The 20,714-nt window shown below is 71.3% G+C and carries 18 protein-coding genes; 11 read left to right on the top strand and 7 right to left on the bottom strand.

The genetic code is table 11. From position 1 onward, the window contains the following. The coding region (locus D9R02_RS07285; protein WP_147435335.1) for a dihydrolipoamide acetyltransferase family protein at positions 1-779 on the top strand (779 nt) is incomplete at its 5' end. A gap of 80 nt (positions 780-859) precedes the next feature. On the opposite strand, the gene D9R02_RS07290 is transcribed toward D9R02_RS07285, so the two are convergent. Beyond that, on the bottom strand, positions 860-1,957 hold the full coding sequence (locus D9R02_RS07290) for a polyprenyl synthetase family protein (RefSeq protein ID WP_121566653.1): 1,098 nt from the start codon (positions 1,955-1,957) through the stop codon (positions 860-862). A gap of 39 nt (positions 1,958-1,996) precedes the next feature. Continuing rightward, positions 1,997-2,620 carry a LysE/ArgO family amino acid transporter gene (locus D9R02_RS07295; protein ID WP_121566654.1) on the bottom strand — a complete coding sequence of 208 codons (624 nt, stop codon included), beginning with the start codon at positions 2,618-2,620 and terminating at the stop codon, positions 1,997-1,999. Between the two features lie 122 nt (positions 2,621-2,742). On the opposite strand from D9R02_RS07295, the gene D9R02_RS07300 reads away from it, so the two are divergent. Continuing rightward, positions 2,743-3,357, top strand: a complete 615-nt coding sequence (locus D9R02_RS07300; RefSeq protein ID WP_121566655.1) for a malonic semialdehyde reductase — start codon at positions 2,743-2,745, stop codon at positions 3,355-3,357. 141 nt (positions 3,358-3,498) lie between these two features. Here the strand turns inward: D9R02_RS07300 and D9R02_RS07305 are convergent, their stop codons facing one another. Next, positions 3,499-3,999: a MarR family winged helix-turn-helix transcriptional regulator gene (locus D9R02_RS07305; protein ID WP_121566656.1), complete on the bottom strand. Its 501-nt coding sequence runs from the start codon at positions 3,997-3,999 to the stop codon at positions 3,499-3,501. A 90-nt stretch (positions 4,000-4,089) separates the two neighbouring features. Here D9R02_RS07305 and D9R02_RS07310 point away from each other — a divergent pair, with 90 nt between their 5' ends. From D9R02_RS07310 to D9R02_RS07320, 3 genes are all read left to right on the top strand, one after another. Continuing rightward, the gene (locus D9R02_RS07310; protein ID WP_121566657.1) at positions 4,090-5,094 is read left to right on the top strand and encodes a CoA transferase; all 1,005 of its coding nucleotides are present in this window, start codon (positions 4,090-4,092) and stop codon (positions 5,092-5,094) included. A 94-nt stretch (positions 5,095-5,188) separates the two neighbouring features. Further along, entirely contained in the window at positions 5,189-6,190 is a 1,002-nt protein-coding gene (locus tag D9R02_RS07315) for a type IV toxin-antitoxin system AbiEi family antitoxin (RefSeq protein WP_019310797.1), read from the top strand. Further along, positions 6,168-7,001 carry a hypothetical protein gene (locus D9R02_RS07320; protein ID WP_121566658.1) on the top strand — a complete coding sequence of 278 codons (834 nt, stop codon included), beginning with the start codon at positions 6,168-6,170 and terminating at the stop codon, positions 6,999-7,001. The genes D9R02_RS07315 and D9R02_RS07320 overlap by 23 nt, the downstream gene beginning before the upstream one ends. Positions 7,002-7,157: 156 nt before the next feature. Here the strand turns inward: D9R02_RS07320 and D9R02_RS07325 are convergent, their stop codons facing one another. Together D9R02_RS07325 and speB are read right to left on the bottom strand one after the other, a co-directional pair. Further along, positions 7,158-8,342, bottom strand: a complete 1,185-nt coding sequence (locus D9R02_RS07325) for an aminotransferase-like domain-containing protein (RefSeq protein WP_059281564.1) — start codon at positions 8,340-8,342, stop codon at positions 7,158-7,160. Then, positions 8,339-9,376 (bottom strand): agmatinase, encoded by a 1,038-nt coding sequence (speB, locus tag D9R02_RS07330; protein WP_059281563.1) that lies wholly within the window; start codon positions 9,374-9,376, stop codon positions 8,339-8,341. Before speB ends, D9R02_RS07325 begins: the two co-directional genes overlap by 4 nt. 193 nt (positions 9,377-9,569) lie before the next feature. Here speB and D9R02_RS07335 point away from each other — a divergent pair, with 193 nt between their 5' ends. Both D9R02_RS07335 and D9R02_RS07340 read left to right on the top strand, forming a co-directional pair. Further along, entirely contained in the window at positions 9,570-11,015 is a 1,446-nt protein-coding gene (locus D9R02_RS07335; RefSeq protein ID WP_039102105.1) for a sodium:solute symporter family protein, read from the top strand. Further along, positions 11,012-12,661 carry a thiamine pyrophosphate-binding protein gene (locus D9R02_RS07340; RefSeq protein ID WP_019310802.1) on the top strand — a complete coding sequence of 550 codons (1,650 nt, stop codon included), beginning with the start codon at positions 11,012-11,014 and terminating at the stop codon, positions 12,659-12,661. The genes D9R02_RS07335 and D9R02_RS07340 overlap by 4 nt, the downstream gene beginning before the upstream one ends. A 127-nt stretch (positions 12,662-12,788) precedes the next feature. Here the strand turns inward: D9R02_RS07340 and D9R02_RS07345 are convergent, their stop codons facing one another. After that, a complete protein-coding gene (locus D9R02_RS07345; protein ID WP_121566659.1) occupies positions 12,789-13,352 on the bottom strand; it encodes a P-loop NTPase family protein in 564 nt (187 codons plus the stop codon). 113 nt (positions 13,353-13,465) lie between these two features. Here D9R02_RS07345 and D9R02_RS07350 point away from each other — a divergent pair, with 113 nt between their 5' ends. From D9R02_RS07350 to lysX, 4 genes are all read left to right on the top strand, one after another. After that, positions 13,466-13,966, top strand: coding sequence for a nucleoside deaminase (locus D9R02_RS07350; RefSeq protein ID WP_102613814.1), 501 nt, complete (start codon positions 13,466-13,468; stop codon positions 13,964-13,966). Positions 13,967-14,233: 267 nt separating this feature from the next. After that, on the top strand, positions 14,234-15,124 hold the full coding sequence (gene purU / locus D9R02_RS07360) for a formyltetrahydrofolate deformylase (RefSeq protein WP_070637638.1): 891 nt from the start codon (positions 14,234-14,236) through the stop codon (positions 15,122-15,124). 137 nt (positions 15,125-15,261) lie between these two features. Then, positions 15,262-16,152 (top strand): alpha/beta fold hydrolase, encoded by an 891-nt coding sequence (locus D9R02_RS07365; protein ID WP_259463925.1) that lies wholly within the window; start codon positions 15,262-15,264, stop codon positions 16,150-16,152. A gap of 122 nt (positions 16,153-16,274) precedes the next feature. Further along, complete coding sequence (gene lysX / locus D9R02_RS07370; protein ID WP_121566661.1) at positions 16,275-19,574, top strand: bifunctional lysylphosphatidylglycerol synthetase/lysine--tRNA ligase LysX; 3,300 nt, start codon at positions 16,275-16,277, stop codon at positions 19,572-19,574. A gap of 135 nt (positions 19,575-19,709) precedes the next feature. Here lysX and D9R02_RS07375 read toward each other — a convergent pair. Beyond that, positions 19,710-20,714 (bottom strand): acyltransferase family protein (locus D9R02_RS07375; RefSeq protein ID WP_121566662.1); only part of this gene is annotated, 1,005 nt, incomplete at its 5' end.

Consider the following 20,714-nt stretch of genomic DNA (forward strand, 5'->3'; position numbering starts at 1 on the left):
GTGCGGCACCCCAGGGTGGCGCGGCGGCGGCGTCGTCCCCGGCGGCCGCCGGGACCGACTCCCGCACCGAGCTGCCGATCGCGTCGCAGGAGCCCGTCAAGGGTGTGCGCAAGACCATTGCGGACGCCATGACCCGCTCCCGCACGGAGATCCCCGAAGCCACCGTGTGGGTGGACGTGGACGCCACCGAGCTGCTGAAGCTGCGCTCCGAGCTCAAGGCCAAGGACCCGGAGAACACGCCGAGCCTGCTCGCGCTGATCGCCCGGTTCACCGTGGCCGGGCTTCGGAAGTTCCCGCAGCTCAACGCCCGCGTGGACACCGCCGCGGACGGCTCGCGGACCATCACCCGCCTGCAGGGCGTGAACCTGGGCCTCGCGGTGGAGTCCGAGCGCGGGCTCATGGTGCCGAACCTGCGCAACGCGGACCAGCTCAGCGCCATGGAGCTGACCGGCGCCATGCGGGAGATCATCGAGGTGGCCCGCTCCGGCAAGGCCAGCCCGGCCCAGCTGAGCGGTTCCACGTTCACGCTGAACAACTACGGCGTGTTCGGCACGGACGGCGCCACCCCGATCATCAACCACCCCGAGGCCGCGATCCTGGGCATCGGGCGGATCATCGACAAGCCGTGGGTGGTGGACGGTGAACTGGCCGTCCGCAAGGTCACCACCGTGACCATCGCGTTCGACCACCGCGTGTGCGACGGCGGCGCGGCGGGCGGCTTCATCCGCTTCGTGGCGGACTGCATCGAGAACCCGGTGCGGGCTCTCACGCAGATCTGACCCGCACAGGGGCGCTCCGCCCCGGCAGGACCACGACGGCGCCCGGGCTTCGGCCCGGGCGCCGTCGGCGTTCGTGGGGTTCAGCTCTGGGGGGAGCCCAGTTCCCGCTCCGCCCACGCCCGCAGGCGCTCCACCAGGGCCGGGGGCAGGTCCCCGCCGGCCATGGCGTGCTCGGAGCGGGTGCGGGCTGTGCCCATCATGCGTTCGACGGCGCGCACGGAGCCGGAGCGCTCGAGCAGCTCGTGGGCGTGAGCGGCGTCGTCGTCCGTGAGAGTGCCCGCCGCAGCGCGCTCGCACAGGGAGCGCCACGCGGGGCCGTGGGGGCCGGAGGCCACGAACGTGCCCAGCACCGTGGGGCGGTCCGCGCGCAGCAGCTCACGCGCGCCATGGCCACGGTCCGTGTGCCCGGCCAGGCGCAGCTCTCGCGCGAGACCGTGGGCCATGCCCAGAGCGCGGCCGGTGTCCGCGAGGGCCTTCACGTGGGCGGTGGGGGCGCCGCCCAGCACAGCACCCGCGCGCAGCGGTGCCTCGTAGCAGGGCACGGCGCTGCCGATCCGCAGGGCCTCCAGCACCTCGCCGTGCCCGACCGTGGCGGCACGCTGGGTGAGCTCGCCCAGGATCCGCTCCCCCGCCGCGGCGTGGAAGACCGAGTGGTCCAGGATCTCCAGGAGCTTGATCAGACGGGACTCCGGCGCGTGGGACGTGGCGACCATCCGGTAGGCGGCGGCCAGGGCGATCTCGCTCGCGAGGGACGTGTCGTGGACGGGGTCCACGGAGGTCTCCGGAGCGTCGTCGTGCTCGGCCGCCCCAGACTGAGGGGACTGCACGGTTGCGTCGCCCGGCGACGCCGCACCGATCGCCGTTCCGGGGCTCACCCCCTCGCCGCGCAGCAGCAGAGCCGTGTTGAGCAGTTCGAAGCCCGCGGCCACGGCGTTGAGCACCGGGCGGGTGGGGCGTGCCGGATAGGCCTCCACCACGGCCATCACGAAGTCCTGCTGCAGGCCCTCCGCGGCGTAGGCGACCTCCGCCACCCGGGCCCACACGCGCTCGTAGCCGGGGCTGAGGTCGGCGGCCCGGCGCCGGGAGTGCTCCAGGAACCCGCGCACCGCGGTGGCGGGAGTGAACTCCTGGGACCTGCGCCCGGTCCCGCTGCTGGTGTAGGAGGAGGTGGGCGTCATGAGTCCATTTCAGCACACGGCGCAAGCGCCGGCGCCGGGTCAGACGGCCGGCATCAGGGCCAGCTGCACCGCGATGAACAGCATCACCAGGCCCACACCCACGTCCACGATGCGCCACGTCAGCGGGGTGTTCAGCACGTGGGACAGCGCCCGCGCACCGGCACCCAGGGCGGTGAACCAGATGACCGACCCCGTGAACGCACCCGCCGCGAAGATCCACCGCTGCTCCCCGTGCTGGTTGGCCAGGTTCCCCAGAATCAAGACCGCATCCAGGTAGGCGTGGGGGTTGAGCCATGTGAACGCGAGCGTCGCGAGGACGACCCCGCGCAGTGAACCGGCCCCGGTGCCCGCGGCCTCCAAGGTCTGGGGTTTCAGCGCCGATCTGAAGGACATCACCGCGAACACCGCGAGGTACACGACTCCCGCCCAGCGGAAGGCGTTGATGAGCCACGGCACCTGCTCGACGAGCACCCCGATCCCCGCGGTGCCCAGCCCGATCAGGAAGATGTCCGAGACGATGCAGATGGCCACCACCACGCCCACGTGCTCGCGGCGGATGCCCTGCCGCAGCACGAAGGCGTTCTGGGCGCCGATGGCCACGATCAGGGCCAGGCCGGTCACCAGCCCGGGAAGGAACGCAGAAGTCACCCGGACAAGGTACATCCCTGGCGTGACGTCCCCGACATTCGGACCGCGCCGGAGAGCATCAACGGTATGCTTTCCCCCGAAATGATTTCGCCGGGCGGTACGACGCCGCCCGCGCGCCCCTGCGTGGAAGGACACCCATGAGCACTCCCGCCCTCGAGCAGCTCGCCCTCGACATCACCACCGAGGACGCCGACCGGCTGTTCACCACGGCTCGCACCGCCAGCCACTTCACGGACGAGCCCGTAACCGCGGAGCAGAAGCACACCATCTACGAGCTCACCAAGATGGGCCCCACGGCCTTCAACTCCCAGCCCCTGCGCATCACGTGGGTGGAGTCCTCCGAGGCCCGCGAGCGCCTGGTGCAGCACATGAACGGTGGCAACCAGGAGAAGACCCGCAAGGCTCCGCTGACCGCCATCCTGTCCTTCGACGAGAACTGGCACACCCGCTTCCCAGAGTTCCTCCCCGCGGCCCCGCAGCTGCAGGGCATGTACGACGAGAACGCCGAGCTGCGCATGTCCAGCGGCACCGCCAACGCGCACATCCAGGTGGGCTACTTCATCATCGCGGCCCGCGCCGCCGGTCTGGCCGTGGGCCCCATGACCGGATTCGACGCCCCCGCCGTGGACCGGGAGTTCTTCGAGGGCACGGGCAAGCGCTCCATCGTGGTGGTCAACCTGGGCCACCCCCAGGCGCCGAGCTACGAGCGCAACCCGCGCTTCGCTGTGGCGGACGTCACCGAGACCATCTGAGACGCCACGACGCCGCCGGGCCCCGCCAGTCGGGCCATCGCCGTAGCGCCGCCGCCCGCGCACTGGCCGTCCGCGCCACGGCTGTCCGCGGCGGCGTCGTGCACCTCGGCCCTGCGGGCCACGCGGTTCCAGGAGTTCCGTTCAGGACTTGCGGCTGACCCCTGCCGCCTCTGCACCCGCCCCGCCGTCCCCCGTGGCGAGTTTGGCGAGGACCGGCAGCGCGGCGTCGAGCGCGGCGACCTCCCGGGCGTCCAGTGTGGAGAGCACGTCCGCGACGAAGCCGTTGCGGCGCTTGTCCTCGCGCGCCAGCACCTCTTCCCCGGCGGGTGTGAGGGACACCAGCACGGCGCGGGCGTCCGTGGGGTCGGGATCGCGACGCACCAGACCCGCCCTGCTCAGGCGGTCCACACCCTGCGTGGCGGTGGGCGTGCGGACACCGAGGTTGGTGGCGATCGTGGTCATCCGCACCCCGCCCGGGCGCAGCATGGTCAACAGGCTGATCTGCTGGCTGGTGATCTGCCGGGACCCCTCCATGCTCCGCAGGAAATACACGCCGTGGCGCAGCACCTCCCGCAGGCGAGCCGCGCTCTCGAGCAGCCGGGTGCGGTCGACGTCGGGGGCGGAGGCGCGGGAGGTGTCCATGTTGTCCCATTCTACGGGGCCTAGAATTCGCCCACGCGGGAGATCCTCACGGCCCTGGACGGGCTCGCACCGGGCCTCAGCCACAGGGCGATGGACGCGGTGCACGGCCACGACGACGCGCTGGAGCCCGCACTGGCTCGCCTCACCTCCCGGGACGCTGAGTCCCGCATCGTCGCAGAGGGAGGTGTGGCCGCCCGTGTGGTGAGTGAGAGCGAGTGGCGGCGGGAGGCAGCCACCGATCCCGGCCCGTGGCTGCACATCCTCGCTGGGGATCTGGACACCACTGGACGCCACCGCTCCCCCGGACCGGACGGCCACCCGTGGCGACCGGTGCACCCGCACGCGGCCGGTGTCCCTCTGCCCCTCCACGGCGTCCGAGTGGTCTCGCTGACCCGGGTGATTGCCGGCCCCACCGCCGCGAAGTTCCTGGCGGCACTGGGCGCGGGTGTGATCCGCGTCGACCCGCCCGCCATTCCCGAGCTGCTGGGGCAGCACCTGGACACCGACCTTGGCGTGCGCTGCACCTCGCGGGACCTCTACGACCCGACCGCAGCTGCGGACCTGGCGGCGCTGCTCGGCCAGGCGGACGTCCTGCTCACCGGATACCGCCCCGGCTCACTCACCGCGTTGGGGCTCGTCGTTGGTGAGCGGTTCCCCCACCTCGTGCACGTGGAGCTCAGTGCGTGGGAGCCCACCGGGCCACGCGCCGGAACGCGGGGCTTCGACAGCATTGTCCAGGCGGCCACCGGGATCGCCCACCGGTACGGCTCCACGGACAGCACCGGGCTCTGGCGGCCGGGTGCGCTGCCAGTGCAGGCGCTGGATCACGCCACCGGATACGGCATGGCCGCGGCAGCGTGTGCCTTGCTGGCCGCGGGACGGTCAGGGTACGCCCGGTTGTCCCTGGAGCGCACCGCGCGGGTGCTGCTGGACGGTGGGGGCGGCGCGGGGCGCAGCCATCCTTCCCCGAGCACCGACCCCAGACCTGAGACCGTTGTGCTGACCTCCGAGCACGGAAAGGTCACCTGTGTGCCGGCCCCCGTGCGGATCGACGGGCAGCGGCCGCCGGTCCTGCCGCCCCTTCCGGCACGCTGACATGCCCATGAGGAAACGCAGCCACGTCCTGTCTGTTCATTTTTTACCCGCGTTCATTTATCCTGAACACAGGAAATGAATGAACGGAGGGCCTGTGAGTGAAACCCTGCAGACCGCCATCGAGAGGCGTCTGAACGAGTACCGCCTTGGCGCCGATGGCCCCTCATCACTGCGAGACCTGGCACGTGAGACGCCCACACCCCTCCTCCTCACGCACCCCCTGGGGTCCCAGCGTTTCCGCGCCGTGGTGACCGACAGCCCAACCCTCACCCGTGTTCTTCAGCTGGATGGGGAATTCGGCGACCCCCTTCTCCTTCTCGCGCCGGCGGTCAACCCCCGCAGCGCCCACGAGCTGCGCGTGGCGGGTGTCCAGTTCCTCGACACCGCAGGAAATGCCTACCTCAGATTTGGGGGAGTGCTCATCGACGTCCGAGGTCGTCGACCCGATCCGGCCACGGTCCAGAACCGCCGAGCACTCCGACCCTCAGCCGGGCTCTTCACTCCCAGACGAGCGCAGGTCATTTTCGCACTGCTGTCCTGGCCCGAGTTGCTCCACTCCCCCGTCAGGACAGTTGCTGCTGCGGCCAAGGTGTCCCTGGGACAAGCCCAGTCCACCATGAAGCTCCTCGACGAGCAGAGATTCCTGGACCGCCGCAGCAGACGTCTGATGCGCCAGGATGTTCTCGCAGAACGGTGGGCCGATGCGTATGCCACGGGGCTCGGACCCAAGACCCTGGTGCAGCAGTTCCACGGCGATCCTGCCCACCTGGACCTTGCCGGTCACGGTGTGATCTACGTGAGCGGCGAGCAATCGGCGTCGTGGATCAAGAATCCCGGAACCGCCACGCTCTACGTTGAGGACATCTCCCCCACGATGGTCTTGGCCAACCGCTGGCGGAAGGACGGGAACCCCAACATCATGATCCACACAGCCTTCTGGCTCCCCCCGGACCATGAAACCCACCCGCTCTCCTCCTTTCCGTCTCCTGCCCCTCCCCTCCTGGTGTACGCCGACCTGAAGTCTGCGGGAGAGAGCCGCCAGCTGGAGGCCGCACAGCACGTCAAGGACAGCCATGCTCACATTTGGCACCCCTGACCCAGGGGTCCTGGACGTTGTGGGAGAGGTGGTCCAACGCCTCCGACACGACACGGACATCGCACCATCACAGGTAATGGTGGTGGGAGCCCACGCACGGAACATCATCCACTCCGGCCTGGGAGACTCAGCTCCCATCCGGTTGACAGATGATGTGGACCTCGCCCTGGCACTTCCCGGATGGGATGCCTATCAACCCATCACCAAGATCTACCCTCGCCTGGGGGACAGCCAGATGCGCTACCGCGTGGGCGGCATCCCCGTGGACTTCATGCCCTTCGGCCCCCGCGTCGAGGAACCGCCGGGGGCAGTCACCCCTCCGCCGCGCAAGGAGGCGTGGACCGTCGCCGGTTTCCAAGACGTCCACCGTCACGCCCAGGCAGTGGAAATCACCCCTCAAGGGGACACTGTTCGGGTGCCATCACCAGCCGGTTACACCGCACTGAAACTCCGCTCGTGGGCGGACAGAGCTCCGAACCACGACACCAAGGACGCCCAGGACCTTGCCGTGGCATGCCACTGGTACACGGAATCCGAGGCTGTCCGGGCCGAACTCTACGAGACCGGGCACGGACAGAACTTGTTGGAGGTCCACAACTACGCCCAGGACCTCGCGGCCGTGGCACTTCTGTCCTACGAGGTGTCGGAGGTTCTCTCCGCCGCCATCGCGACCAGCCTGGCCGCGGACCTGAAGAATGTCGGCACTGCCCTGCTGTCCAGGGATTTCACGACGTCGCTCGAGCGGTTCCCCTCAGCTGACAGAGACCGCCGCGAAGCCATGATCACCAGCCTGCTGTCCGCACTCGTGTGACGGGCCCACAGGTACGCCCTGAGCGCCCCGTGGTCCCCTCGAGCAGCTGCCTGATGGGCCGGCCTGAGGACACCCGTCAGACAGACCTCGGGCGGGAGGGGATGCCTTCCCCGTCCCGCCCGAGACCGTCACACCATGCGTCGTGGTGCGCGCCCGTCAGAGGCTCCGCAGCGCCTCCGCGAAGCGCTTGACCCCTTCACGGATGCGCGCGGGGGCCACGCCCGAGAACGCGAGCCGCGCGGCGTTGGACTCCCGGCCGTCCATGTAGGACGCCGAACCCGGAACGAGCACCACGCCGTGGGCGATGGCCTCGGCCAGGATGTCCTTGCCGCGGATCTCCTCCGCGGTGACCCAGGTGAAGAACCCGCCGGACGGCGTGGTCCAGGATGTCGAGTCCGGCATGTACTCCGTGAGTGCCTCCTCCATGGCGGTCCAGCGCTCTTTGTAGAGCTCCACGGCCCGGTCCAGCGCTGGCTCCCAGTGCTCGGAGCCCACCCACGAGGTCACGAGCGACTGCGCCAGATTGGACGGGTGGATCACCACGGACTCCGCGGCGATCTGCAGCCGACCGCGCACCTCGGGCGGCGCCGCCATCCAGCCCACCCGCAGCCCGGGCGCGAAGATCTTGGAGAAGCTGCCCAGGTGGATCACGTGCTCGGGGTCCATGCCGTGCATCGAGGGCAGCGGCTCGCTGCGGTCGAAGGCCAGCAGCGCGTACGGGTCGTCCTCCACGATCATCACGTCCCGCTGCGCGCACACCTCCACGAGCTCACGACGCCGCTCCTCCGGCATGGTCACGCCGGTCGGGTTCTGGAAGCTCGGGATGGCGTACACGAACGGCACACGCCTGCCCTGGACCGCCAGCTCGTCGAGCGCCCGGGCCACGGCTTCCGGCCGCATCCCGTCGTGATCCATCTCCACATGGTGCACGTCCACCTCGTAGGCGCCGAACACGCCGAGCGCTCCCACGTAGGTGGGCCCCTCGGCCACGATCACGTCACCGGGGTTGCAGTAGAGCTTGGTCACGAGGTCCAGCCCGGCCTGCGAGCCCGTGGTGGGCAGGATGTCCGCGCCGGTCACGGTGGACCCGCCGCGCGCCATGAGCTTCACGACCAGCTCGCGCAGCCCGTCCATGCCGGCACCCGAGCCGTACTGCAGGATCTCCCCGGCGCGCCCGCGCAGCAGCAGGGACGCGACGTCGCCCACCGCGTCCGCGGGCAGCACGGACAGGTCCGGGTTGCCGCCGGCCAGCGAGACCACGGAGGGGTCGCGGGCCACCTCGAACACGGCGCGGACCGGGGAGGGACGGAACTCGTCCGCGCGGGACGCGAAGCCGCTCACTTGTCTGCTCCGTAGCGCGCGCCCGAGATGCCGTACGCGGGACCGTCCGCGGCGGCGTCGGCGCCCAGGCTGATCAGGGAGATCAGCTCGTAGACCACGTGCGCGGCGGCGATCCCGGTGAGCTCCGCGTGGTCGTACGCGGGCGAGACCTCCACGACGTCGCACGCGACCACGTCCAGCCCGCGCAGTCCGCGCAGGATCTCCAGAACCTCGCGGCTCGTGATGCCACCGGCCTCGGGGGTTCCGGTGCCCGGGGCGTGGGCGGGATCCAGGACGTCGATGTCCAGGGAGATGTAGAGCGGGCGGTCCCCCACGCGCTCGCGCAGGGCCGCGACCACGGCGTCCACGCCGGAGCGCATGACGTCCGCGGAGGAGACGATCTCGAAGCCGAAGCGGGCGTCGTCCTCGAGGTCCTGCGTGCCGTAGAGGGGGCCGCGAGTGCCCACGTGCATCACGGCGTCGGTGTCGATGATCCCCTCCTCGAACGCGCGCCGGAACGGGGTGCCGTGCGTGTACTCGGCGCCGAAGTAGGTGTCCCACGTGTCCAGGTGGGCGTCGAAGTGCAGCAGCGCCACCTTGCCGTGGCGCGAGTGCGCCGCGCGCAGCAGGGGCAGGGCGATGGTGTGGTCACCGCCGATCGCCACCACCTTGGTGGACTCCCCCATGAGCTCCTTGGCCGCGGCCTCGATCGACTCGATGGCCTCCGGGATGTCGAACGGGTTGCCCACGATGTCCCCGGCGTCCGCCACCTGCAGGTTGGCGAACGGTGAGTGGTTCTGCGCGGGGTTGTAGGGCCGCAGCAGGCGGGAGGACTCACGCACGTGGTTGGGACCGAACCGGGCACCGGAGCGGTAGGACACCCCGGAGTCGAACGGCACGCCCACCACGGCCACGTCCGTGTGCTCCACCTGGTCCGTGCGGGGCAGCCGCGCGAACGTGGCAGGCCCGGCCCAGCGCGGAGTGAGGGCCGCGTTCACGGGCCCCACCCGCTGCTCACCAGCGCTGTTGGTCTCCACAATGCGTTCCGGTTCCACCCGTGCTCCTCTCGTCCCGGGATCGTCCGGGCGTCGTCCGGGGCCGCGTCGCTGGGGCCCCTGGTGCTGCGACCGATCGTCGCGGTGCTAGTTTTTGTGACCTGGTCCATAAACCCTAACGCCACGCACCCGCCCGGAAACGCAGCCGGATGAGGACGCGCGGCACCCTGCCCCCTGCCCGAGGAGAACCTCCGTGAACGTGCTCGTGATCGTGCTGTACCTGGCCGCGATGGTGGTGATCGGGCTGTGGGCCGCACGCCGTGCGCGCACCGCCACGGACTACCGCGTGGCCGGGCGTCGTCTGGGTGCGGGCCTCTACACCTCCACCATGGCTGCCGTGGTGCTGGGCGGTGCCTCCACCGTGGGCGGTGTGGGGCTGGGCTACCAGTACGGGATCTCCGGGATGTGGCTCGTGGTGGCCATCGCCACCGGGCTCGCAGTGCTGAGCCTCTTCTTCGCGCCGCGCATCCAGTCGCTGAAGGTGTTCACGGTCTCCCAGATGCTGCAGCTGCGCTACGGCGCGCGCGGTGGCGCCACGGCGTCGTCGTTCGTGATGCTCGCGTACACCGTGATGATCGCCGTGACCTCCACCGCGGCCTACGCCTCGATCTTCTCCGTGCTGTTCCCCATCTCCCGGCCGTGGGCCATCCTGCTGGGCGGCGTGGTGGTGATCGCCTACTCGGTGCTCGGCGGGATGTGGTCCATCACGCTCACGGACCTCATGCAGTTCGTGTTCATGACCATCGGGATCTTCGCGATCCTGCTGCCCTTCTCCCTCGCGGCCGGGGGTGGCTGGTCCGGGATCACCGAGCGCCTGGACGCCTCCTACTTCTTCGCCGGGTCCATGGGGTTCCAGGCGATCGTCACCCAGTTCGTGGTCTACGGCTTCGGCATGCTGATCGGCCAGGACATCTGGCAGCGCGTGTTCACGGCCCGCTCCCCCAAGGTCGCCCGCTGGGGCGGGCTGGCCGCGGCCGGGTACGTGGCCGTCTACGGCGTGGCCGGCGCCCTGATCGGCACCGCCGCGGCCGCCGTGCTCCCCACCCTCGAGGTGCCCGAGGAGGCCTTTGCGGCCATGGCCCAGTACCACGTGCCCGCCGGCCTGGGCGGGGTCGTTCTCGCGGCCGGGGTCGCGGCCATGATGTCCACGGCCTCCGGCGCCACGATCGCCGCGGCCACCGTGGCCCGCGTGGACGTGGTCCCCACGCTGCGTGGACTGTTCGGAGCCTCCCCCGAGGACGTGGAGCGTGCCCGCTCGGAGGAGGCCTCCGTGACGAAGGACCGGGTGTACGTGGTGGTGGTCGGACTCGTGATCACCGCACTGTCCATGCTGGTCAGCTCCACCGTGGTGGCCCTGACCATCGCGTACGACCTGCTGGTGGGCGGGCTGCTCGTGGCCGTGCTGGGCGGGCTGGTCTGGCGCCGGGGCACCGCGGCCGGGGCCTTGTGGTCCATGGCCGCCGGTGTGGTGGCCACCGTGGCGGGGATGCTCGCCTTCGGCGTGCTGGCCAACGCCCCCATCTACCTGGGACTCGTCAGCTCGGCCGTAGTATTCGTGGTGGTGTCGCTGGTGACCAGGCCCACGCCACCCCAGATCAGTGAAGAGTGGAACCGACGCATCCAGGAGTCCAAGGCATGAGCACCGAGAACAGCACCCCCGAGACCGGGGGGACCCAGGCGGCGTCGCGCCCCGAGCGCACCGTGGCCACGGCCGTGCTGGAGACCCTGCGCGGGTACGGCATCGACACCGTGTTCGGGATCCCCGGAACCCACTCTCTGGAGTTCTACCGGCCGCTGCGCGAGCTCGGGATCACCGCGATCACCACGCGCCACGAGCAGGGCGCGTCCTACGGCGCGGACGGCTGGTCCCAGGTGCGCGGGCTGCCCGGCGTGGTCATCACCACCTCCGGTCCCGGCCTGCTGAACTCGCTGTCCGGCGCGGCCACCGCATACGCCGAGTCCCGGCCCATGATCCTGCTGTCCCCGGGGCGCCCCGTGGGCCACGACTTCCGGGACATCGGCTCGCTGCACGAGACCAAGAACCCCTCCGCCGCCGTCAACGCGATCGTGGGTGTCTCCCGCCGCGTGACCTCCGGCGCCGAGGCCGTGACCATGATCCACGACGCCATGCGGGACTTCGCGCACTCGCGGCCCCGTCCCATCCACATCGAGATCCCGCTGGACATCCTGGAGACCGCGGCGGACGTCCCCGAGTCCGCGACGGCGCCGCGTCCCCTCGGCGAACCCACGCCCGCCCCGGAGCACGACGTCGCCGCGGCCGTCTCCGCGCTCGCGGCCAGTGAGCGCCCGGTCATCCTGGCCGGCGGCGGCTCGCTCGCGGCCGGGGACCGGCTGCTGGAGCTGGCCGAGCTGCTCGAGGCCCCCGTGATCACCACGACCAACGGCAAGGGCGCGATCCCGGAGAAGCACCGGCTCTCGCTGGGCGCGGACCTGCGGCTGAGCACCGCGCACGAGTTCCTGCGCTCCGCGGACGCGCTGCTCGTGATCGGCTCCAAGGTGGGCGAGGCCGAGCTGTGGGGCGGTGACATCACCCCGCAGGGCCCGATCGTGCGCGTGGACATCATGCGCGACCAGATGTTGTGCAACCTCACCCCGGACGTGGAGGTCCCCGGCAACGCCGCCGCGGTGGTGCCGCAGCTGCTCGACGGGCTGCGCGCCGCGTTCGAGGCCTCCGACGCCGCGCCCCGCCCCGAGCGGGACCTGCGCGAGGTCTTCGACGCCATGGACGAGGAGGGCCGCCAGTGGGCGCCGGACCTCGCCGCGCTCAACGAGACCATCATGGAGGTGGTCCCGGACGACACCATCTTGGCCGGTGACTCCTCCCAGGTCACCTACATGGGCTCCACCACGTTCTTCCGTGCGCCCGCGCCGCACTCGCTGCTCTACATGGGCACGTACGCCACGCTGGGCTACGGGCTGCCCGCGGCGGTGGGCGCCAAGCTGGCCGCGCCGGAGCGTCCGGTGGTGTGCCTGGTGGGTGACGGGGCCCTGATGTTCTCCATCCAGGAGCTCATGACCGCAGTGGAGCTGAACCTGGACCTGCCCGTGATCTGCGTGGACAACGGGGGCTATGGGGAGATCCGGCAGAACATGGTGGACCGGGACATCGACCCCCTGGCCGTGGACCTCGTGCAGCCGAACTGGGTCAAGCTCGCGGAAGGCTTCGGCGCCACCGGGTTCCCCGCCACCATGGACACCCTCGCGGAGACCGTGCAGAAGGCGCTCGCCACGAAGGGCCCGAGCCTGGTGCACCTGAAGATCTGACCAGCAGTGCGCCCTGCGCGCACGCCCGTGGCACGACGTCGCCGCCGAGCAGCTCGTTCGGCGGCCACGTCCTGTCCCAGGGCAGGGTGCCTTGCCGCACGAGCGCGTGCCGTATCTGCGGAGGGAGTCAGGCCGCCGCGTGGTCCTCGCGAGACCACGTGGCCGCGACCCACTCGCGCGCTTCCCGCGGGGTGCGCAGCCGGACCACATGCAGGGACGGGTGGGTGCGCTCCAGGACGGGGATGCGGTGCCGGCAGCCGTTCCGTGTGGCCACCGCCCAGCGGATGATGTGCTCCGGGTCTGTGACGATGCTGCGCAGCGGGGCTTCCCGGTTGCCGTTCCACAGTTCTTCGCGGCGCAGGCTGCGCCGCACGGTCCGACGCACCACACGAGGGAACGTCACCGTCCAGAAGGGGAGGTCGAGCCACACGAGGGTGTCGGCGCGCTCGGCGAGAAGGGGGCGGGCGGCGTCGTACTGCCACTCCGTGACCCACGACGGCTGGGACACCAGGCGCTGCACGTCCGCGACGAACTCGGGGCGCGGGGTCCAGCCCGGACCGTGGAACAGTGCGTCGATCTCCGTGTGGGGAATCCCGGATCGCCTGGCGATCTCCCGGCAGAGCGTGGTCTTGCCCGCGCCGCTGACCCCGGCCACCAGAATGCGGCGGGGAGTGGGCGTGGGAGTGTCCATGCCGTGAGCCTATGCGCCCCGGCGAAGCCGCCCCGGAGGGGCCGCCCGCGACAGGCAGTGGCACCATCGGCAGTGTCCACGGCATTCACCGCCCCCGCGCGAAAGGAACTCCCATGACACCCGAGAAAACCCCCGGCCAGGACGCGGTCCGCACGCACCTGCGCACCGCCATCGATGCGGCCACCCGCAGCGCCTCGGAGGGCGGTGGCCCGTTCGGCGCAGTGCTGGTCACTGCGGACGGGCAGGAGTTCGTTGCGGTCAACCGCGTCACTGCCGAGAACGATCCCACGGCGCACGCCGAGATCTCTGTCATCCGCGCGGCGGCCACCGCCCTGGGCACGCACGATCTCTCCGGAGCCACGCTCTACGTCAGCTGCGAACCGTGCCCCATGTGCCTCTGCGCGGCGCTGTGGGCCCGGCTGGCCCGCGTGTACTTCGCGGCGGACCGTCACGACGCCGCGCAGGGCGGTTTCGACGACGCCGCCTTCCACGACTTCTTCACAGCGTCCCGGGAGCAGCGGGACGCCATGCTTCCCGTGGAGCACAAGTCCGTGGAGAACTGCACCGAGCCCTTCGAGGCCTGGAAGGCGAACCCGGACCGTACCGACTACTGACTCGCACCCGCGCGCCTCCCCCGTGGGACGGGCAGTGTCCACGACACTGGGGCCCGTACAGGTGCGGCTGCGGCGCACAGGTGAGGGGCGGCGGCAGATCATGCCGCGCACCTCCCCCACGCCGCCCGCAGCACCTGGTGCCAGGCGCCATGACCGGGTTCGCCTCCCCACGACGTCCCCTGGGACGAGCGCGGGCTGCGGCTCCGACCGACCCGTTTCCGAACCACCGACCGAGCACGAGGAGAACCCGTGAGCATCCCGCAGCCCATGACGTCCGGAGCGGTTCCCGCCAGCGAGTCCAGCCCCACCGAACTGGTGCTGACCCTCGACTGCGCCGAGCAGCCGGGGATCGTGCACGCCGTGAGCGGTGTGCTCCTGGAGCACGGTGCCAACATCGTGGAGCTGACCCAGTACGACGACCGCCGCCTGGGCCACTTCTTCATGCGCGTGCACATGGCCCCTCTGGAGGGCAGCGCACTGTCCGAGGACGCCCTGCGGCGTGATCTCACCCCGGTGGCCGAGCGGTTCGGGATGCGCTGGGAGCTGCACGAGCACCGGGCCCGGCGCCGCGTGCTGGTGATGGTCTCCAAGTTCGAGCACTGCCTCAACGACCTGCTCTTCCGCGCCCGCACCGGGGAGCTGCCGGTGGAGATCGTGGCCGTGGTCTCCAACCACCTGGACCACCAGCGCCTGGTGGAGTGGCACGGCATCCCGTTCTTCCACGTGCCCGTCACCAAGGACACCAAGCCGGAGGCGGAGGCGCGGCTGCTGGAGCTCGTGGACCGCTTCGAGGTGGACCTGGTGGTGCTCGCCCGGTACATGCAGGTACTCAGCGACTCCCTGGCCACCCGGATGGAGGGCCGGGTGATCAACATCCACCACTCGTTCCTGCCGTCCTTCAAGGGCGCCAAGCCGTACCACCAGGCCTATGCGCGCGGGGTCAAGACCGTGGGCGCCACCGCGCACTACGTCAACGCTGAGCTGGACGAGGGGCCGATCATCGCCCAGCAGGTGGTGGAGGTGAACCACGCCTACGGGCCGGAGGACCTCGTGGCCGCGGGCAGGGACACCGAGTGCAAGGCGCTCTCGGACGCCGTCCGCTGGCACTGCGAGGGCCGGGTGATCCTGCACGAGGGCAAGACCGTGGTCCTGCGGTGACGGCGGCCGGGCAACGGTCTCGGTTCCCCGTTCCACCGGGCAGGCCGGGCCCTGCGGGCAGCCGCCGAACCACCGCCCACCACGACGACGCCGCGGCACCTCCCGCTCCGCCCTCCGCCCCCGTGCGCCCTCCCGGGGTGGACGGCGAAGAGCGTGTCGTCCATCTGGACCCCGAGCGGTTCATGTGCGTCCGCACGGACGGCCCGGACACCGGCAGGCCCCTGGTCCTGGTGACCGGGATCGGCTTCGACCTCACCTCGTGGCCGGAACAGTTCGTGACCGGACTGTGCGAGCACGGTCACCGCGTGATCCGCATCGACAACCGGGACGTGGGCCGGTCCTTCCGTGCGTCCTCGGCCTCCCCCACTGCCCGGCAGCTGCTGCGCGGGAACCTGCCCGCGGGACAGTACACCGTGGAGGACATGGCCCAGGACGTCGCCGACACGCTGGAGGTGCTGGACGTGGAGTGCGCGGACGTCCTGGGGTTCTCCCTGGGCGGGATGATTGCCCAGACACTCGCGGCCCACCACCCCCGGCGGGTGCGGCGGCTGGTCTCCCTGTGCTCCACCACGGGCGCGCCGTCGGTGGGAACGGTCGCCGCGTCCACGGCCGCCATGCTGGCACTGCCCGGCGCACGCACCCGGGGCGCGTTCATCGCCTCGCGGCTCGTGATGGCTCGGCACCTGGCGGGCACAGGCTTCCCCGTGGACCGGGCGCACGAGCGACGGCTCGCGGCGGCCCACTGGGACCGCAGCCTGGACCCGCGGCACGAGGCCGCGGCGATGCGTCGTCAGATCGGCGCCATCCGCGCGTCCGGCGACCGCACCGAGGCACTGGCCCGGATCACGGCGCCCACGCTGGTGGTCCACGGGGACCGCGACAGGATCGTGCGCCCGGACGGTGGCCCCGCCACCGCAGACGCCATCTCCGGAGCCCGCTTCCTCACCATCCCCGGCATGGGCCACCAGGTGCACCCCCTGGTGGTGCCCCGGCTGCTGCCCCCGGTGCTCGAGCACCTGGGGCCGTGACGACCACCGCCTCCCCGGACCGGGGGACCACCACCCCTGCGGTCCGTGGTACCAATGAAGCCGGTCAGAGATTCGAGCACCCCGCCCCGGCGTGCGACCGCCGGAGACAGGAAGTGACACGCATGCACACAACCCACCACCGCCTGCCACGCGTGGCCAGCACCCTGGTGTTCCTGGCCGCGCTGTGGTCCCTCGTCTCCATCCCGTTCCCGCGGCGCGAGGCGCTCTACATCGTGGACGACGTCTTCACCGCTCTGGGTGTGCCGGCAGGGCCCAACCTGTTCCTGGCCCTCAGTCTGTTCATCGTGGGGGCGGCACTACGACGTGGACTGCGGATCGCGTGGGTGGTTGCCCTCGGCGTACTGGTCGTGGAGATGCTGATCTACGTCCTGCTGGGCATCGCCCTGGCTGTGGAGTCCTTCGAACCCGAGTTCGAGGTCCTGGACGGGATCCTGCTCGGCGCGGGGGTCGTGATCACGGCGGCGTGGATCGTCGCGTTCATCGTGCGCAGGAGCGACTTCCCTGCCCGCACGCGCCGCGGCGCGACCCGGCAGGCGCTGCTCACCCTGCTGAGCGGTCTGCTCCTGGTCATTGCGCTCGTGTTCACCGTCTCCTGGCTGGTCCCCACCCACCTGCACGGCATCGAGCACCTGTGGTTCTCGTTCCGCAGCGTCACGGGCCTGTCCCTGCCCCGCAGCATCTCGGACGGCTCTCCGGGCCCGCACTGGCTCGCCACGCTGGGTGGCGTCCTGGGCGCCGCCGTGCTCTTCTTCGCCGTGTGGCGCTTCACCCAGTCCGCCCAGCGGGCCGAGGTCATGGGCCCCGAGGAGGAGCTGCACGTCCGCAGGCTCCTCGCCACGAACGGTGGGCAGGACTCGCTGGGGTACTTCGCCACCCGCCGGGACAAGTCCGTGATCTTCTCCGCAGACGGGCGTGCGGCCGTGTCCTACCGGGTGATCGGCACCGTCTGCCTGGCGTCCGGCGACCCGCTGGGCCACCCGGACGCGTGGCAGGACGCGATTGCCGCGTGGCTGCGTGAGGGGCGCGAGCACGCCTGGCGGATGGGGGTGCTGTCCGCCTCCGAGACCGGCGCCGAGGCGTACGTGAAGGCCGGACTGCGGGCCCGCCCGCTCGGCGACGAAGCCGTCCTGGACACCGACACGTTCACGCTCGAGGGCCGCGCGATGCGCCCGGTCAAGCGCGCTGTGGCCCGTGTGCGCGAGGCCGGCTGCACCGTCACCGTGCAGCGCCACAGCCAGCTGGACGCCACCACCATGCAGCAGATCGTCGAGCTCTCCGAGCAGTGGCGCGGGGACGAGGCGGACCGCGGCTTCTCCATGGCCCTGAACCGGCTGGCCGACCGCACGGACGGGCGCAGCGTGGCCGTACTGGTGCGGGACGCCTCCGGGCAGATCGTGGCCCTGCAGTCCTTCGTCCCGTGGGGCACGCGTGGACTGTCCCTGGACCTGATGCGCCGCTCCCCCGAGGCCCCCAACGGCGTGAACGAGGCCATGGTGGCCACCCTCGCCGAGGAGGGCGGGGACCTGGGCGTGCGCGAGGTCTCCCTCAACTTCGCGATGTTCCGCTCCGTGTTCACCGGCGCGGACAAGGTGGGCGCCGGCGTGGGCGTGCGCCTCGCGGACCGTGTGCTCACCTGGGGCAACCGTTTCTGGCAGCTCGAGTCCCTGTACGAGGCCAACGCCAAGTACCTGCCCCGCTGGGACGCCCGCTTCGTCTGCTACGACTCCGCCGCGAACCTCCCGCACATCGGGATCGCGGCCGGCCGCGCGGAGGGCTTCCTGCCGGGCCGCTCACCGCGTCCGGGGCACGACGGCGAGGCACTCGTCGCGGGGCCCGGCGGCGCTCCCGTGCGGCTCGCGGACCTCTCTCTCGAACAGGACCGCGAGCTGCTCACCCCGCCCCGCCCGGTACGCCACCTCACCGAGCAGCAGCGGGTCCGCCACGACAAGCTGGATGTGCTGCGCGCGGCGGGCATGGAGCCCTACCCCGTGGGCGTGCCCTACACGATGTCCCTGGAACGGGCACGGCAGATCATCGAGGAGGGCGCGGAGGCCACGGTCACCGAGCCCGTCTCGCTGGGAGGGCGCGTGCGCGAGCTGCGGGACTTCGGCGGCGTCGTCTTCGCCGTGATCGAGGAGCACGACGTGCGGCTGCAGGTGGTCCTGGAGGACTCCGCCGTGAGCCCCGAGCTGCTGGCGCTGTGGCGGCGCGCCGTGGACGCCGGTGACCACGTGTCCGTCACCGGCACCCTGGGCCGCAGCCGCCGCGGGGAGCCGTCCCTGCTGGCAACCTCCTGGGCCATGGCGTCCAAGTCCCTGCGGCCCGTGCCGAGCCCCCACACCGGGTTCACCAACCCCGAGGCCCGTGTGCGTCAGCGCTACCTGGACCTGATCGTGAACAAGGAGTCCTCTCGGCTGCTGCGGGCCCGCTCACGGGGGATCGCCGCCATGCGCCAGTCCTTCATGGAACGCGGCTACATGGAGGTGGAGACCCCCATGCTGCAGGCCGTGCACGGCGGCGCGAGCGCTCGCCCGTTCCGCACCCACATCAACGCGTACAACGCGGACCTGTACCTGCGCATCGCCCCGGAGCTCTACCTCAAGCACCTGTGCGTGGGTGGGATGGACAAGATCTTCGAGCTCAACCGCAACTTCCGCAACGAGGGCGCGGACGCCATCCACAACCCCGAGTTCACCTCCGTGGAGGCGTACGCGGCGCACGGCGACTACAACACCATGCGGGAGCTCACCCGGGAGCTCATCATCGAGGTCGCCACGGCCATTCACGGCGAGCCCGTGGCCGTGCGCCCGGACGGCCACGGCGGGGAGGAGCGGATCCGCCTGGACCACGAGTGGCCCGTGATCCCCGTGCACCAGGCGGTCTCCGAGGCCACCGGCACCGTGCTCACCTCCGCCACCCCGGTGGAGGAGGTGCGCGCCGTCGCGGACGCCCACGGTGTGCACTGGAGCGAGGAGATGACCTCCGGTGAAGTGGTCCTGGAGCTCTACGACGAGCTGGTGGAGGGTCAGACCACCCTGCCGGTGTTCTACACGGACTTCCCGCTGGAGACCTCACCGCTGACGCGCACGCACCGCACGGATCCGCGGCTCTCGGAGCGCTGGGACCTGGTGGCGTTCGGCGCGGAGATCGGCACGGCCTACTCGGAGCTGGTGGACCCGGTGGACCAGCGCAACCGCCTGACGGAGCAGTCCTACAAGGCCGCCGCGGGTGACCCGGAGGCCATGGAGGTGGACGAGAACTTCCTCACCGCCCTGGAGTACGCCATGCCCCCCACGGGCGGCCTGGGCATCGGTGTGGACCGGATGATCATGATGCTCACGGGCACCAACATCCGCGCCACGCTGGCGTTCCCGTTCACCCGCCCGAACGAGCAGCGCTGACGCGTCCGACCCTCGCGTGACCGGCCGCCGCCCACGGAGCACACCGCGGGCGGCGGCCGTTTATCGGCCCGGGAACGCTCCCGCAGCACGCCCTGTGGGAGCCCCGCGCCGTCTCCCCGAGCGGATCGCACCGGTTCAGGAGCGGGCCGAGCTGCCCCGGGCCACCCGCCCGCTGCGCAGCAGCACCACGGCCACCACGGAACCCACCGCCCCGGCCACCGTGAGGGGCACGGTCAGCAGCGTGACGATCTCCCACAGCGGCGGCACCGCGGCGCACGCCACCCCCACGGCCACCGCCGTGCAGGACAGGGCGAGGGGGCGGGACCCCCACGGGGCGGTCGACGCCGCCTCGACCCGCCGCAGCGCGGTGGCCACGGCCAGGACCACGGCCCAGCACAGCACCGCCAGCGGGATCCGCAGCCACCACCAGGCGGCGGAGCCGGGAGCGGGATCGTACCCTCCCGCGAGCAACCACGCGGCCATGACCGCCACGACCAGCGGCAGGTGCCACAGGTAGATGGTCAGGGCGCGGGTGCCCACCACGTGGGCCACGGTCTGCGCGGGCCGCCACCGCATGAGACTGCGCAGCGCCGGCGAGAAGACCTCCAGCAGGCACGCCTGCGCCACCCCGAGCAGCACCATGCACACCGTGGGCGGGTTGAGGTTGGTGAGCATGTCCGGGGCGTAGGCACCGGAGGCCACGCACAGCCCGAGCAGCGCGTAGCACCCGGCGGCGAGCGCCACGAGCGTCGCCCGGGACCGCGCGGCGAACCACCCGTCCGCGCGAAAGAACCCGAGCTGCTGCACGAGCGGCCACACGAACACCATGTTGAGCAGCCCCCACCACTGCTGCCCGGTGGCCATGCGGATCAGGTCCACGGCCACGGTGCCCGAGAGCAGGAACCAGCACCACACCCACCCCATTTGCTCATGCATACGCATGAAAAGGGGTGCCAGGGCCTGGCAGATCAGATAGGCAGCCAGGAACCACAGCGCCATCCCCATCCCGGACAGCGCGAACGTCACCAGCTCGTACGGTGCGCCCGCCGCGAGCGCCACCACGGCCAGCAGGGCGAGCGCGCACCACAGCAGCGCGGCCGGCTGCACGAGCCGCAGGGTGCGTGCCCGCACGTACTCCCC

The organism is Kocuria rhizophila, assembly GCF_003667225.1.
In the GTDB taxonomy this organism is placed as follows: Bacteria; Actinomycetota; Actinomycetes; order Actinomycetales; family Micrococcaceae; genus Kocuria; species Kocuria rhizophila.